Origin of the sequence: Microtetraspora malaysiensis (genome assembly GCF_050947145.1) — a bacterium.
In the GTDB taxonomy this organism is placed as follows: Bacteria; Actinomycetota; Actinomycetes; order Streptosporangiales; family Streptosporangiaceae; genus Microtetraspora_A; species Microtetraspora_A malaysiensis.
On the sequence record NZ_CP191998.1, the window covers coordinates 8,758,068 to 8,773,350 of the forward strand.

Sequence of the window (15,283 nt, forward strand, 5' to 3'; positions counted from 1 at the left end):
CAACGCGGCGGCGCGGACCGTGACAGTACGGCGAACGCCCGTGACAGCGATCTGGCAGCGGGCGCCACGACAGTGACCGCCATGGACCACGCGAACGCGTACGCGCCCGAGCGCGACACAACGAGCACGGCCGGCGGCGGCCACCGGGCGGGCAGCCGCCCGGAGCACGGCCGCGAGAGGAAGAAGCGGCAGGGCGACGACACGGACGTCCTCATCGTCGGCGCCGGGCCGACCGGCCTGACGCTCGCCGTCGACCTGGCCCGGCGCGGCGTCCGCTTCCGCGTCGTCGACAAGGCGTCCCGGCCGTTCGAGGGATCCAGGGGCAAGGGGCTCCAGCCGCGCACGCTGGAGGTGTTCGACGATCTCGGCGTGATCGACGAGATCGTCGCGACCGGCACGGTCTATCCGCCGCTCCGGGTGAAGATCGGCCGGGTGCCCGTCTACCAGGGACGGATGCACAAGATGAAGGCCCCCACGGCGGCCGTGCCGTACCCGATGGTGATCATGCAGCCGCAGTGGCGTACGGAGGAGGTGCTGCGCGCGCGGCTGGCCGCGCTGGGCGGCGCGGTGGAGTGGGGGGCCGGGCTGGTCGACCTCCACCAGGACGAAGCCGGGGTGACCGCCGTTCTGGGCACCGGCGAAACCGTGCGGGCGCGTTACCTGGTGGCCGCCGACGGAGGCCGGAGCTTCGTACGCAAGGCGCTGGACGTCGGCTTCGCCGGGGAGACCCGCGAGGAAGAGCGGATGCTCGTCGGCGACGTCCGGATCTCCGGTCTCGATCGGCGGCACATCCACGTATGGGTCAGGCCGGGCAAGGGGATCGGGAAGGGGATCGTCTCGCTGTTTCCCATGGCAGGAACCGACACCTTCCAGTTCATGGCCCCGCTCCGGCCCGGAGTCGAGCCCGACATGACACTGTCCGGCTACCGGCGGGTCCTCCGCGAACGCTCCCTGCTGCGCGGCCTTCGGGTGGACGACCTGCTGTGGGCCTCGCTGTACCGGGTGAACATCCGCATGGCGGAGCGGTATCGCGTCGGCCGGGTCTTCCTCGCGGGCGACGCCGCCCACGTCCATTCGCCGGCGGGCGGTCAGGGGCTCAACACCGGCGTGCAGGACGCGTACAACCTCGGCTGGAAGATCGCCCGTGTGCTGGCGGGCGGGCCGGAGGCGCTGCTGGACACCTACGAGGGGGAGCGGCTGCCGATCGCCGCCCACGTGCTCGGCCTCAGCACGGCGCTGCACGACGGGAAGACCTACCGGCGCGACGAGAAGACCGAGCAGCTCCAGCTCGGCTACCGAGGTGGCTCTTTGGCGCGGCGCGGCGGCGATCGGGCGCCGGACGGACGTCACCGGCTCGCGGACGGAACCCCCGTGCGGCTGTTCGACCTGTTCCGGGGACCGCACTTCACGCTGCTGTCGACGGGGACCCTGCCCGTACCGGACGAGGTGTCCCGGGATGTGCCCGGCCGGGAGATCCGCGCCTACCGGCTCGCCGAGCCGTACCCGAACGAGCGGTACGGGAACGAGCGGTTCGTCCTGGTCCGTCCGGACGGGTATGTCGGCGTCGCCACCTCGTCAGTCGAGGAACTCGCCGCCTATCTGGCCCTGGTGTGAACTCCAGGCGGCGGCGAAGCCGTCCGGGCCGAGCGCGTCCGCGCATCGGCGTTCCAGCGCTCGGATCTCTTCGTCGGCGGTCTCCTCGATGCCGCGCAGCCGCCGGGCCGCACCGAGCAACACTGCGGCCCGGCGCGGGTCGCCGGCGGCCAGGCACCACTCCGCGGCGCCCTCCCACACCGCCGCTCTCGCGATGTCGTCGTCGAACTCGCGGCCGAGGGCGGCATGCAGCAGCGCGCGGCCTTCCGCGGGCTCCGCGGACCGGGACAGCTCCACCTCCAGCAGGGCGCGGAACTGCTGCGGCGCGGCCTGCCCGTCGAGAAGCTCCCGTGCCGAGGCCAGCCGGCGCAGCGCCTCCCCCCGATCACCGCTCCGGCGGGCCAGCTCGCCCAGCACGTACTCGATCCGCGCCAGGGCGGACCCGTCCCCGGTCCGCTCCACGCCCTCCCGAGCCGCCGCCAGCCCCGCCCTGGCCCCGGCCAGGTCACCCGTACGCCCCCGGAGCTGCGCCAGCCGTACGGCGAGCATCCCCGGGGCGGGCAGCACCTGGGGCGCGCCGATCTCGGCGGCGCTCTCGGCGGCCTGTTCGAGCACCGCCAGCGCCCGCGCCGCGTCGCCCCTGTTCTCCAGGGCGAGCGAAAGCCAGTAGCGGGCCATCGACAGCCCCCACCGCTCGCCGACGCGCAGATATCCGGCCAGCGCCTCGTCCAGCAGCCTCTCGGCGGTCGCGGCGCCGCCGGGGACGAACTCCAGCGTGACGAGCCCCCGCACCAGGCGGCAGGTGGCCCGCGCCCAGGGATCCGGATGGTCGTGGAAACCCTCGGTCGCGGACCCGGCCCGTTCCGCGACGTCCCCGGCGTGCCCGTCCCCGAGTGACCACGCCACGAGGGCGATCGGCCGGCCCGAGCCGCGCAGCACCCGCAACGCGTCCTCCAACCGCTCGTCGGGTCGGATGACCAGGCACAGCGCGTGCTCCGGGGCCAGCCCCTCGGGAGGCTCCCCCGCGCCGAGCGGCGCCGCCCACTCGGCCGCCTCGCGCCGCTGTCCCCGCATGATCCAGGTCCAGGTACGGGCCGCGAACATGCGCAGGGCGGCCCGCCGATCCGTCGCGGCCGCGTGCCGCAGGGCGGCGTCGAGGTTGCCGCGCTCGGCGTCCACCTCCCCCAGCACGCGCACCTGGTCGCCGGTGCGCAACAAGGGATCGGCCGCCTCGGCGAACTCCAGGTAGTACGCCAGGTGGGCCCGCCGCACCGCCTCGACCGCCCCGACCGCCCCGACCGCCTCCGCGCCTTCCGCCGCCGCTCGGGCTTCCGGGGTGAGGCCGCCGCCATGCCCGTACGGGCTCCCGGCGAGCCGTTCGGCGGCGAACGCGCGGACGCTCTCCAGCAGCCGGTAGCGATCACCGCTCACCTGGACCAGGGACCTGTCGACCAGCGAGACCAGCACGTCGAGTCCGGCCCCGCAGACCCGCTCGACCGCCTCGGCCGTGGCGCCGCCCGCGAAGACGGACATCCGCGCCAGCAGAGTGCGCTCCTCCTCGTCGAGCAGGTCCCAGCTCCAGCCGATGACCGCGCGCAGGGTGCGATGCCGCCGCTGTGCCGTACGGCTGCCGCGGTCGAGCAGGCGGTCCCCGATCACGGCGGCCAGCCGTGGCAGGGGCAGCGAACGCAGCCGGGCCGCGGTGAGCTCGATCGCCAGCGGCACGCCGTCGAGGTGCGCGCAGATCGCGGCCACGTCGCCCTCGGCCGAGCCGTCGAGCACGAAGTCCGGGCTGACGGCGGCGGCCCGATCGGCGAACAACGCCATCGCGGGCGCGAGATCCAGCGGCCGTACGGGGTGGAGGGTCTCGCCGGGCAGGTCGATCGGTTCGCGGCTGGTGGCCAGGATCCGCACGCCGGGACTCACGGCCAGGACCTGCTCCACCAGCTCCGCCGCCGCCTCGACGACATGCTCACAGTTGTCGAGCACCAGGAGCATCCGCCGCTCGGCCAGCTCGGAGATCGGCCCCACGGTGTTGGACACGACCGCCGATACGGCGTCCGCGCCCACCGGGGCCAGCTCGACCAGCCACACGCCGTCGGGGAACAGGGAGGCCTCGCCCGGCCCGCTCTCCGCCTCGCTCTCCCGGTTCACCGCGTCCTCGGTCACCCCCGCGGCCACCTCGATCGCCAGACGGGTCTTACCCGCGCCCCCGGTGCCGGTGAGGGTGACCAGCCGATGGCGTTCCAGCAGCCCGCCCACCCGGCGTACGTCGTCGGCTCTGCCCACGAACGTGGTGAACCGGGCAGGCAGGTTGTCGCGCCGCGTCCGCATCGGCTCCCGACCGCCGCCGAGCGCCAGGCGATGGGCCGCGCGGAGATCGTCGCCGGGATCGACCCCGAGTTCCTCGGCCAGCAGCAGGCGCACCCTCTCGTACGCCGCCAGCGCCTCGGCCCGCCGCCCGGCCGCCAGCAGCGCCCTGATCAGGAGCACGTGGTACGGCTCGCGCAGCGGGTGCTCCGTCACGAGGTCGCGCAGTTCGGCGACGAGGGCGGCGCCGGGGACGCCGGCCGCCAGGTCGGCCTCGATCCGGTCACCGAGCGCGCGCAGCCGGATCTCCTCCAGCCGGGTGACGGCGGCGATGGCGAAGCGCGACCCGGCGGCGTCGGCCAGCGGCTCACCGCGCCACAAGGCCAGCGCCTCGCGGAGCAGGTCGGCCGCGGCCAACGGATCTCCGCCGCGCAGCGCCCGCCTGCCGCCCGCGGCCAGGTTCTCGAAAAGCGCGGCGTCCACCTCGGCGTCGAGACGGTAGCCGGAAGGGTGGGAGACGAGCCCTCCGACCTGGCGCCTGAGCCTGGAGACCAGCGACTGCAGCGCGGCGACCGGGTTCTCCGGCGGGTCGTCCTCCCAGAGGTCGTCGATCAGCCGCCCCGTCGTGACCACGCGTCCCGCGTCGAGTGCCAGCCGTACGAGCAGAGCGCGCAGCCGGGCTCCCTTGATCTCCCCCGCGGAAACACGTAGCGGTCCCAGAATCCCGACACGCACCCGGACATTCTCCCCTCGGCTGGACGACAAGGGCTCAACGGCCGGGGCCGGGGTGACGACGAGACACCGATCCGGGCTTGCCACAAAACAGCTCCGATCGCGACTTGTCCGACTATCGTGCTGCTCGCCAACCAGAACCGACAGCCGGAAACGCTCTCGGACGCCGACGAGCCGCCGGACGAGGAGAAAAGACATGAGCGAGTACGCGGCGACGTTCGACCTCGTCGACAGCGACGACGACGGCCTGATCTCGGCCGGAGAGCTGGTGCGCCTCATGGAGGTGCTCGGCGAGCGGATCACCGTCGAGGGCGCCCAGGCCGTGATCAACAAGGTCGACACCGACGGTGACGGCCTCATCAACATCGACGAGTTCGGCGTCTGGCTCCAGAGCGGCCGCCCGCTCGCCTGACCGCGTCATCGCCACTTCACCCCCCGGGCCGCCAGGGCGGACGGCGGTCCGGCGGGTGGAGTGGCGATAATCGCTCCATGATGGCGGCGGAATCGGCGCAGACGCTGGAGCGCGGGCTGCGGTTGCTGCGGCTGCTCGCCGACGGAAACCGGGGGCGCACCCCCACCGAGCTGGCCCAGGAGCTCGGGCTGAGCCGCCCTGTCGTCTACCGGTTGCTCACCACCTTGCAGAACGAGGGGTTCGCCCGGCGTGACGCGCAGGGGCGGGTCCACCTGGGCTTCGGCGTGCTCGTGATGGCGCAGGCCGTGCAACCCCTGCTGCGCGCGGCGGCGCTGCCCGCGCTGCGCGCGCTCGCCGAGCAGGTCGGCGCCACCGCGCATCTGACCGTGGCCGAGGGCGAGGACGGCGTCGCCGTCGCCGTGGTCGAGCCGTCCTGGACCGACATGCACCTCTCCTACCGGGAAGGCTCCCGCCACCCGCTCACGCGCGGAGCCGCCGGGCTCGCCATCCTGGCCCTCCGCGAGGAGGCGGCCCGGGAACAGGCGCACCCGGGCGCCCGGCCGGCGGGCGACGAGGCGGAACCGGAGACCGCGGCGGCCCGGCCGTTCCTGGTCACCGAAGGGCAGTTGCAGGAGGGCGCGCGCGGGATCGCCGTCCCCCTCCGCGGGCTTCCCTGGCTGGAGGCCTCGGTCGGGGTCGTCACCTTCGGCCTGCTCGACATCGATGCGGTCGGCCCCCGTGTCGCCGAGGCCGCCCGCGACCTCGCCCACACCCTCGCCCAGTAGTCCCGTCACCGCGGTTGTCCACAAGCGGTGGACACGGCTGCGCGCGAGCGCGTCGCCGGACGCCCGGCGGCCTGCCCGTCTCCTCGATATCGGCATCGACACCGACATCAGGGGGCATCGTCGATTGTCGCAACCGCAATGCCTGGATAAATCGTCTTTTTGTGCTCCAAAGGGTTTGACATCTCCACGGCTATGCCGGATCGTCGTACGTATAGAGGACACCGACGTCCGCATTCCGTACGCGGAGGACAAATGCCGTACTACCGTGTCGTGGGCGATGTGCCCCGCAAGCGCCATGTCCAGTTCCGCCGCCCGGACGGCGGGCTCTACGCCGAGGAGCTCATGGGCGAGGAGGGCTTCTCGTCCGACTCGTCGCTCCTCTACCACCGCCACCTGCCGACGGCGATCGTGAAGGCGGAGGCCGTCGATCTCGGCGCTTCCGGCCTCACACCGAACCTGCCGCTCTCGCCGCGGCACTTCCGCACCCAGGACCTCATCCCCGGGGGCGACCTCGTCACCGGGCGGCAGCCGCTCGCCGGCAACTCCGACGTCCGCATGTCGTACGTCGCGACCGACGCGCCCAGCGACCTCTACCGCAACTCGATGGGCGACGAGTGCGTCTACATCGCGAGCGGCCGGGCCCGGTTCGAGTCCACGTACGGCGTGATCGAGGCGGGCGAGGGCGACTACGTCGTCATCCCGACCGGCACCATCCACCGCTGGGTCCCGGAGGGCCCGGTCACCGCGCTGGTCGTCGAGGCGGCCGGGCACATCCGCCCGCCCCGGCGCTACCTGTCCGCGTACGGGCAGTTCCTCGAACACGCGCCGTACTGCGAGCGTGACCTGCGCGCGCCCACCGAGCCGCTGCTCGTGGACGGCGAGGAGGTGCAGGTGCTGGTCCGGACCCGCGGCGGGCTCACCCGGCTGACCTACGCCCACCACCCCTTCGACGTCGTCGGGTGGGACGGCTACCTCTACCCGTACGCGTTCAACATCCACGACTTCGAGCCGATCGTGAAGCGGACGCACGCGCCGCCGCCGGTGCACCAGACGTTCGAGGGCCCGGGCTTCGTGATCTGCTCGTTCTGCCCCCGGCCGCTGGACTTCGATCCGGACGCGGTGCCGATCCCGTACAACCACCACAACGTCGACTCCGACGAGCTCATGTTCTACGTCGGCGGCGACTACAGCGCGCGGCGGGGCTCGGGCATCGACGTCGGCTCGATCTCTCTGCACCCGGCCGGGTTCACGCACGGGCCGCAGCCGGGCGCGGTCGAGGCCGTCGTCGAGGCCGTACGGCAGGGCCACAAGGAGACGACCGAGATGGCCGTCATGATCGACACGTTCCGCCCGCTCGACCTGGGCTCGGCCGCCCTGGCGTGCGAGGATCCGGCATACGCCTGGACGTGGGCGCCCCGCCGCTGACCGGCGGGGAAAGAACGACCGGGACAGACCACACACAGCTCCGACGGAAGAGGACGACGGTGACGCGAAGCTGGGTGCCGGGAGCGGACGAGTCGCTCTTCGGCCTGGACAACCTGCCCTATGGCGTTTTCTCGCGCCAGGGAGAGGCGCCCCGGGTGGGCGTGCGCGTGGGCGACCACGTGCTCGACCTCGCGCCCGTGCTGGACGACGAGGTGTTCGCCGCGCCCAGCCTCAACCCCTTCCTCGCCCGGGGCCGTACGGCATGGCAGGAGACGCGCGCCCGGCTGCAGGCGCTCCTCGCCGCCGAGGCGGGCGGGAACCGGGCGGCCGTCGAGCCGCACCTGGTCCCGCTCGACCAGGTCACGATGCACCTGCCGGTCGAGGTGGCCGACTATGTGGACTTCTACGCCTCGCTTGAGCACGCGTCCAACCTGGGGCGGATCTTCCGCCCGGACGAGGAGCCGCTGAAGCCCAACTGGCGGCACCTCCCGGTCGGCTACCACGGGCGCGCGGGCACGGTCGTGGTCTCGGGCACCCCGATCAGGCGGCCGTGCGGGCAGCGGATGCCGGGGCCGTCGTTCGGCCCCTCGGTGCGCCTGGACATCGAGGCCGAGCTCGGCTACGTGGTGGGCGCGCCGACCCGGCTCGGCGAGCGGGCCGGGGCGTTCGACGACCACGTCTTCGGGGTCACCCTGGTCAACGACTGGAGCGCGCGGGACATCCAGGCGTGGGAGTACGTGCCGCTCGGCCCGTTCCTCGGCAAGTCGTTCGCCACCTCGGTCTCGCCGTGGATCACGCCGCTGGAGGCCCTGCGCCCGGCCCGGGTCGCCGGGCGCGAGCAGGACCCGGCCCCCATGGACTACCTGCGCAGGGACGCGCCGTGGGGCCTCGACCTCACACTGCGGGTCGAGCTGAACGGCGAGACGATCTCGACCCCGTCGTATCGCAACATGTACTGGACGCCCGACCAGATGCTCGCCCACATGACCGTCAACGGCGCGTCGCTGCGCACGGGCGACCTGTTCGCCAGCGGCACGATCTCCAGCGAGGGCGCGTTCGGCTCGCTCATCGAGGTGACCTGGAACGGCGCCGAGCCGATCAAGCTGGCCGACGGCACCACGCGCTCCTTCCTGGAGGACGGCGACACCGTGACGATCAGCGCGGTCGCGCCGGGCGGCATCGCGCTCGGCGCGGTCACCGGGAGGATCACGCCGGCGACCTAGAGTCACGATCAGTACCTATACTGCTACTCAGCGCGACGTCGGTGCCCGTGGATCCTCGTCACGGCGAGGGTTCACCGGGTCGCCCGGGCGACCCGGCGCTGCCGTGAGGAGCCGTCCCGGCGGGCGCGGCGAGCCGGGAAGGTCCACGGCGCGGCACCTGGATCGGGCACCGAGGAGGCAGGCGGCGGATGCGGTTCGCGGCATGGACGACGGCACTCCTCGCGACGGCGGCGCTGCTCCTCCTCGCCGCCTGCTCGGCCCTGACCGCCCCGGAGCGTCCGCGCGCGATGCCGCGCATCACGATGTCTCCCGCGCCGGACGCGTCGGCCGTCCGGCCGGACAAGGGGCTGGTCGTCACGGCGCACGACGGCACGCTGACCGCCCTCAGCGCGCACGCGGGGGACGTCACCGTGCCGGGCAGCTTCAACGCCTCCCACACGGTGTGGCGGTCCGACTGGGCGCTGGCACCCGGCACCGAGTACGTCGTGAGCGCCACGGCGGCCGCCTCCGGCGGCGCGACCGCCCGGATCAGCGGCCGGTTCCGCACCCTGAGCCCGCGGCGCTCGTTCGACGTCCTCTCCGTCACCCCGAACGACCACGAGACCGTCGGCGTGGGGATGCCGATCATCCTGACGTTCGACCGGCCGGTCGAGGACAGGCGGGCGGTGGAGCGGGCCCTGGAGGTCCGCGCCACCCCGCTCGCGACCCCGGCGGAGTACGGCCAGCACGACACCCGGGCGTACTCCGCGTCGTACAGCGGGCCGGTGGACGGCGCGTGGCACTGGTTCAGCGACAGCCAGGTCGTGTTCCGCACCAGCACGCTGTGGCCGGCCCGGCAGAGCGTCGTCTTCACCGCCCACCTCGCGGGCGTGCGCGCCGCCCCCGGCACGTACGGCACGGCGGACCGCACGATCGCGTTCTCCGTGGGGCGGCGCATGGTCAGCACGGTCGACACGCGCACCCACCAGATGGTGGTGCGCCAGGACGGCGAGGTCGCCCAGCGCATGGCCATCAGCGCCGGCATGGCCACCACCAGGGAGTACACCACCACCAGCGGCGTCCACCTGACGATGGAGAAGGGCGATCCGGTCCGCATGATCTCGCCGGGCCGCAAGAAAGGCGACCCCGAATATTACGACGTGATGATCGGCCACGCGGTGCGGATTTCCAACAGCGGCGAATACGTCCACGCCAAGAACAACGTGTGGGCGCAGGGGCGGGCCAACGTGAGCCACGGCTGCGTGAACGCCCGCCCCGACCAGGCCACCTGGTTCTACGACAACGCGCTGCGCGGCGATCCGGTCATCGTCACGGACACCGACCGCTTGCTGGAATGGAACAACGGCTGGGGCTTCTGGCAACTCTCCTGGTACGAGTGGCTGAAGGGCAGCGCACTCCGCGAGCCGGGACCGGTGCGCGCGTTCATCAGCCCGATGATTCCGCCGAACCTTGAAACATCAGGCGTCGCTCGGACAGAGTTAACGTAAAAGAAGGAACCCCTACGAAACGGGATCCGTTTATCGCTTTGGAGGCGAAAAAATGGACTCGTGGATCATATGGCTGATCCTGGCCGCCGGCCTGGGAGTGGCCGAGATATTCACGCTGACCGCCGCCCTCGGACTGATCGCCGTCGCGGCCCTGCTCACGGCGGGCGTCGCCGCCATCGGGGTTCCCGTCGGCCTCCAGCTCATCGTCTTCATCGCCGCCTCCATCGCCGGGGTCGCCGGGATCCGCCCGATCGCCCGCCGCCACCTCAGGCAGCCGCCCTCCCGCAAGTTCGGCGTCCCCGCCCTGGTCGGCCGGCCTGCGTACGTGACCCAGGAGGTGACCGGCAGGGACGGCCGGGTACGCATCGGCGGTGAGGAGTGGTCGGCCCGCTCCTACGACGAGACCCTCGTCATCCCGGCGGGCGCCACGGTGGACGTCATCGAAATCGAGGGAGCGACCGCCCTCGTCTACCCACGGGATTGAACGCAGGAGTGAGCATGGAGTTGTCCTTGATCGCGGGAATCGTCGTCGCCGTGCTGGTGGTCATCACCGTGCTGCGATCCGTCCGGATCGTCCCGCAGGCCCGCGCGGGCAACGTGGAGCGGCTCGGCCGGTACAACCGGACGCTCGGGCCCGGCCTGAACTTCATCATCCCCTTCGTGGACCGGGTGCGGCCGCTGATCGACCTGCGCGAGCAGGTGGTCTCGTTCCAGCCGCAGCCGGTGATCACCGAGGACAACCTGGTCGTCGACATCGACACCGTGCTCTATTTCCAGGTCACCGACCCGCGGGCGGCGGCGTACGAGATCGCGAACTTCATCCAGGGCGTGGAGCAGCTCACCGTCACCACGCTCCGCAACGTCGTCGGCGGCATGGACCTGGAGAAGACGCTGACCTCGCGCGACACCATCAACAGCCAGCTCCGCGGCGTGCTCGACGAGGCGACCGGGAAGTGGGGCATCCGGGTGAACCGCGTCGAGATCAAGGCGATCGACCCGCCGAAGACCATCAAGGAGGCGATGGAGAAGCAGATGCGCGCCGAACGGGACAAGCGTGCCGCGATCCTCACCGCCGAAGGTCTCCGGCAGTCGCAGATCCTCACCGCCGAGGGTGAGAAGCAGAGCTCGATCCTGCGGGCCGAGGGTGAGCGTACGTCCCAGATCCTCAAGGCCGAGGGCCAGGCGCAGGCGATCGACGAGGTGTTCCAGGCGGTGCACCGCAACGACCCCGACCCGAAGATGCTCGCCTACCAGTACCTCCAGGTCCTCCCGCAGCTCGCCAACGGCCAGGGCAACACGTTCTGGGTGATCCCGAGCGAGGTCACCTCGGCGCTGCAGGGGGTCTCCCGGGCGTTCACCGAGGCGCTGCCCCGCTCGGCGGCGACCCGCGAGCCCGACGAGCGGGAACGCTCCGCGGGGACCGAGGCCGTCAGGGAGGCCGAGCGCGCCGCCGCGGAGGCGAAGGCGGCGGCCGAGGACAGCGAGGTGACCGGCGGCCACCCGCGGCAGCTCGAGACCGCGAAGGACCCGCTGCCCGACCCGCTGGACGCCGCCCGCAGGCAGGCGGAGCGCGCCACGGACACCTGAGCGTGCCATCGGGCCGCCCGGGCCGCCCGGGCCGCTCAGCGTGATCGCACGATCGTGATGAGCGCGAGGAAGCGGCGGTAGCGGTCCAGCTCCTCGCTCACCGGGGCGAGCACCAGGCGGCGGGCGACCGCGTCGATGCTCGCGCGCAGGGCGCGGGCGACCCGGCGTGCCCTGCGCCGGCCGCCCAACCAGGCGGCCAGCCGGCTCACCAGGGCGACGGCCACCCCCACGACCGCGCTTCCGACCAGCAGCACCGTCGGCCAGGGCACCTCGCCCACCTTGGGCGTGGGCGGCGGGGGCAGCATGAGCGAGGCGACGGCGAACAGCGCGAGGAGCCAGGCGGCCCCGGTCACCAGCACGGCGAAGACCAGCCACTGCAGCGCTCCCACGGCCTGCCACCAGCGCGGCCGGCGCGACGCGCCGAGGGACGTCCGGGCCACGGCCATGTCGATCTCGTCCCCCAGCTCGCCGAGGTGTGAGCGGGCCGCGTGCCGGACGGCGGCCGCCCACGGCTCGGGCGTCTCCCGGGCGGCCCGCGCGCCCACCTCCCGGATCGCGGTGTCCACCTGCGACCGCTGGACGGCGGTCGCCGCGGGCACGGACGTCCGTCCCGGCGTACCTGGGGCGCCTCCGATGTGGAGCCGGCGGAGCGGGTCGGGGCGCAGCCTCCGCAGCCAGCGGGTCACCGGCCACCCCGTCGCCGCCACGGACCGGTGCCGGTGCGCCTTGGCCACGGACTGGACGACCAGCGGCACCGCCGCCGCCTCTTGCAGGGCCTCGACCAGCGTCTCTTCCAGGGCGCCGGGCGACAACCGGACCGGCCGCCGCCTCCCTTCCGGGGGCCCGGCGGGCGGCACCGTGGGCATCTCCCCCGCTTCCCGCCCCGGGAGCGCCTCGCCCGGCCGGCGCGGCGGCCGCTCCCACCGCCTCGGCCGCCCGCCGGCCTGCCAGCGCGCGGAACGCTCGACCGCCGGCCGCTGCGGCGGCACCATACCGAGCCTCCGGAGCAGCGTCGCCGCGCCGGGGGCCGTTTCGGGAGCGGCGTCGTCGAGCCCGGCCAGCACGGTGGCCGCCGCGGCGGCGTCGGCGGCGAGCCGCTCCGCCCACGCCGTACGGCGGGACACCAGGCCGGACAACGCCTCGCGCAGCTCCGGCAGGCCCTCGCCCGTGAGCGCCGACACGGCCACGACCCGCGCACCGGACAGGCCGTCGGCCGCCAGAAGCTCGCGAAGGTCGGCCAGACAGCGGCGGACGGCGGGACGCGGCAGCCGGTCGATCTGGTTGAGCACGACCAGCATGACGTCCCGGTGCTGGGCCAGCGGCCGGAGATAGCGCTCGTGCACGGCGGCGTCCGCGTACTTCTGCGGGTCGAGCACCCACACGAGCAGGTCCACGACGGCGACCAGGCGATCGACCTCAAGCCGGTGGGCCAGCTCGATCGAGTCGTGGTCCGGCAGGTCGAGCAGGATGAGCCCGGAGAGATCGCCGCCGTCCACCGAGTGCCGCCGGGGGACCTCGAACCAGTCCAGGAGGGGCCCCGCGCCGCCCCCTTCCCAGAGCGCGGCCTGGGCGTGCGCGGTCATCGGCCGGGTCACCCCCACGTCGGCGAGCGGCGTGCCCGCCAGCGCGTTGAACAGCGACGACTTGCCGCTGCCGGTCGCTCCGGCGAGGGCGACGGCGGTGTGGTCCACCGAGAGCCCGCTGCGCATGCCCGCCCGGGCCACCACGGCCCTGGCCCGCTCGACCAGCGGGTGCCCGAGCCGCCCCTCCGCCAGGTCGGTCGCCTCCGCGAGCGCCGCGAGGCGGTCGTCCAGGGTGAGCGCGGCCCTTCTCCGCTTCAGCTTCACCGCGTACCGCCGGAGGGCCCGCTCTCCCCGCCGCCCGGGACCGCCCCGACCGGGATCTCCCGTTTCCGCTCCTCCACGGCTCTGGCCGCGGCGCGCAGCCGCCCCGGGATCTCCTCGTCCGGGGCGATGCCGTCGAGCAGGTCGGTGAACCGGGCCAGCTCCCGGTCCAGGACGCCCCGGACCCGCCGGCGCAGGGCCTGGCGCGCCTCGTAGGTCAGGATGCGCACCGCCTGGTCGCCGAAGATCGCCTCAAGAAGCTTCTGGCTCAGCACGCTGGTGCCACCCGCGATGCCGATCTCCAGGCCGGTGATGCCGCCGGTGGACGCGAAGGCGCCGAACATGAGCAGCAGGCCGAGGCCGTTCACCCCGTAGGAGGCGGCCCGGGCCGCGATCCGCTTGTCCGCCCCCTCGCTGCGTACCAGGTCGAGGACCTCTCCCTGCCAGGCGCGCACCTCCGCGGCGGAGGTGGCGCGCAGCTCGGGTGACGCGCGGCCGAGCCGTCCGGCCGTGGCGACGCCCGCGCGTTCGAGCAGGTCACGACCCGCCGGCATGGTCAGCCACGACTCCACGACGCGTTCGGCGGCGCCTTCCGCCGAGGAGCGGATCAGCGACTCGATGCCGCTCTCCAGCGCCACCCGCAGCTCCCGGTCGGGGGCGGGCCGTCCTCTGACGAAGGCGACGACGCGGTCGCGGACCCAGCCGACGCGGGACTCCAGGGCGCGCATCAGGTCGCCGGTGCCGATGAAGTCCTGCCAGCGGGCGAGCACCTCGCCCCGGAGCAGCGAGCCGTCGCGCATCCCCTCGTCGAAGGCCGACATCGCCGAGTCGTACGCCTTCACGGAGACGTCGCGCAGGGTCGCGACGCCCTCCCGCTGCCGTTCCACGTGCGAGGCGAGCACGGGCACCCGGGCGACGAGGCTGTCCAGGGCGCCGGACAGCGTCTGGCGTACCACTCGGGCGCGGGAGCGCGCGTCGGCCGACAGGGCGGCCAGCCAGTCGGTGACCGGACGTACGGCCTCGGCCGGCAACCTGGCCCGCTCCGACGGGAGGGCCAGCTCGGGAACGCCGAAGAGGGGCGTGCCGGCCAGCCCGTTCTCCCGGAGCAGGCGCTCCAGGTCGGCGGTGATCGGGGCCATCGCCTCCTGCGGGGCCCGCTGCAGCACGATCGCGAGGGCGGTGCTGCGCTCCCTGGCGCTGCGCAGGAAGCTCCAGGGGACCTCGTCGGCGTAGCGGGCGGCGGTGGTGACGAACAGCCACAGGTCGGCGGCGGCGAGGAGCTGCGCGGCCAGCTCGCGGTTGGCGGTGACGACCGAGTCGATGTCGGGGGCGTCGAGCAGCGCCAGCCCCGGCGTGAGCGTCTCCACCACGGACACCTTCAGGGTGCCCGGCTGGCCCTGCCCCGGCCCGGTGACCCGGGGCAGGCCGGGCAGCACGCGGCCGGACATGAACCAGTCCGCGTCCTCGGGGCCGGCCACGAGGGTGGGCGCGAGAGTGGTCGGCCGGAGCACGCCGGGCTCGGTGACGTCTGCCTGGACGATGGAGTTGACCAGGGTGGACTTGCCCGCTCCGGTGGACCCGCCGACGACGGCCAGCAGGGGCGCGTCGATGGCGGCCAGCCGGGGCAGCAGGTAGTCGTCGAGCTGCCCGGTCAGCTCTTTGAGGGCACGCCGGTCTGCCGCGACGTCCCCGATCTCCAGGGGGAACAGGTCGTGGTCGAGTTGGCCTCGCAGCCCTCCAAGGGCTTCAAGCAGCCCCGTACTGCCCGGCATACCCACGGACCTTCCCGCACCAGCCCCTGCTAAATGCCGAAATACGGGAAGTTTCTGGCACAAAGCCGGATAAAAGACGATGTATTGCGGCTTTGCGGCGACCCGCGGGGCCG

The 15,283-nt window shown here is 73.3% G+C and carries 11 protein-coding genes; 8 read left to right on the forward strand and 3 right to left on the reverse strand.

The window, feature by feature from the left end:
* The first annotated feature begins 81 nt into the window (after window positions 1–81).
* On the forward strand, window positions 82–1,614 hold the full coding sequence (locus ACQP1V_RS40820; protein WP_433416727.1) for an FAD-dependent monooxygenase: 1,533 nt from the start codon (window positions 82–84) through the stop codon (window positions 1,612–1,614).
* Here the strand turns inward: ACQP1V_RS40820 and ACQP1V_RS40825 are convergent.
* Entirely contained in the window at window positions 1,576–4,638 is a 3,063-nt protein-coding gene (locus ACQP1V_RS40825) for a BTAD domain-containing putative transcriptional regulator (RefSeq protein ID WP_433416730.1), read from the reverse strand. The genes ACQP1V_RS40820 and ACQP1V_RS40825 overlap by 39 nt on opposite strands.
* A 193-nt stretch (window positions 4,639–4,831) precedes the next feature.
* On the opposite strand from ACQP1V_RS40825, the gene ACQP1V_RS40830 reads away from it, so the two are divergent.
* From ACQP1V_RS40830 to ACQP1V_RS40860, 7 genes are all read left to right on the forward strand, one after another.
* On the forward strand, window positions 4,832–5,047 hold the full coding sequence (locus tag ACQP1V_RS40830) for an EF-hand domain-containing protein (RefSeq protein WP_387409029.1): 216 nt from the start codon (window positions 4,832–4,834) through the stop codon (window positions 5,045–5,047).
* Between the two features lie 77 nt (window positions 5,048–5,124).
* Window positions 5,125–5,832, forward strand: a complete 708-nt coding sequence (locus tag ACQP1V_RS40835) for an IclR family transcriptional regulator (RefSeq protein WP_433416734.1) — start codon at window positions 5,125–5,127, stop codon at window positions 5,830–5,832.
* A 252-nt stretch (window positions 5,833–6,084) separates the two neighbouring features.
* On the forward strand, window positions 6,085–7,257 hold the full coding sequence (locus ACQP1V_RS40840; protein WP_387409027.1) for a homogentisate 1,2-dioxygenase: 1,173 nt from the start codon (window positions 6,085–6,087) through the stop codon (window positions 7,255–7,257).
* Window positions 7,258–7,316: 59 nt separating this feature from the next.
* On the forward strand, window positions 7,317–8,480 hold the full coding sequence (gene fahA, locus ACQP1V_RS40845; RefSeq protein ID WP_433416738.1) for a fumarylacetoacetase: 1,164 nt from the start codon (window positions 7,317–7,319) through the stop codon (window positions 8,478–8,480).
* Window positions 8,481–8,668: 188 nt separating this feature from the next.
* Complete coding sequence (locus ACQP1V_RS40850; RefSeq protein ID WP_433416741.1) at window positions 8,669–9,967, forward strand: Ig-like domain-containing protein; 1,299 nt, start codon at window positions 8,669–8,671, stop codon at window positions 9,965–9,967.
* Window positions 9,968–10,019: 52 nt separating this feature from the next.
* Entirely contained in the window at window positions 10,020–10,451 is a 432-nt protein-coding gene (locus ACQP1V_RS40855; protein WP_433416744.1) for an NfeD family protein, read from the forward strand.
* Window positions 10,452–10,465: 14 nt separating this feature from the next.
* Window positions 10,466–11,554, forward strand: coding sequence for an SPFH domain-containing protein (locus ACQP1V_RS40860; RefSeq protein ID WP_067139949.1), 1,089 nt, complete (start codon window positions 10,466–10,468; stop codon window positions 11,552–11,554).
* A gap of 35 nt (window positions 11,555–11,589) precedes the next feature.
* Here the strand turns inward: ACQP1V_RS40860 and ACQP1V_RS40865 are convergent, their stop codons facing one another.
* Together ACQP1V_RS40865 and ACQP1V_RS40870 are read right to left on the reverse strand one after the other, a co-directional pair.
* Window positions 11,590–13,401 (reverse strand): GTPase, encoded by a 1,812-nt coding sequence (locus ACQP1V_RS40865; protein WP_433416747.1) that lies wholly within the window; start codon window positions 13,399–13,401, stop codon window positions 11,590–11,592.
* A complete protein-coding gene (locus tag ACQP1V_RS40870; RefSeq protein ID WP_433416750.1) occupies window positions 13,398–15,170 on the reverse strand; it encodes an ABC transporter in 1,773 nt (590 codons plus the stop codon). Before ACQP1V_RS40870 ends, ACQP1V_RS40865 begins: the two co-directional genes overlap by 4 nt.
* Window positions 15,171–15,283: the final 113 nt, after the last annotated feature.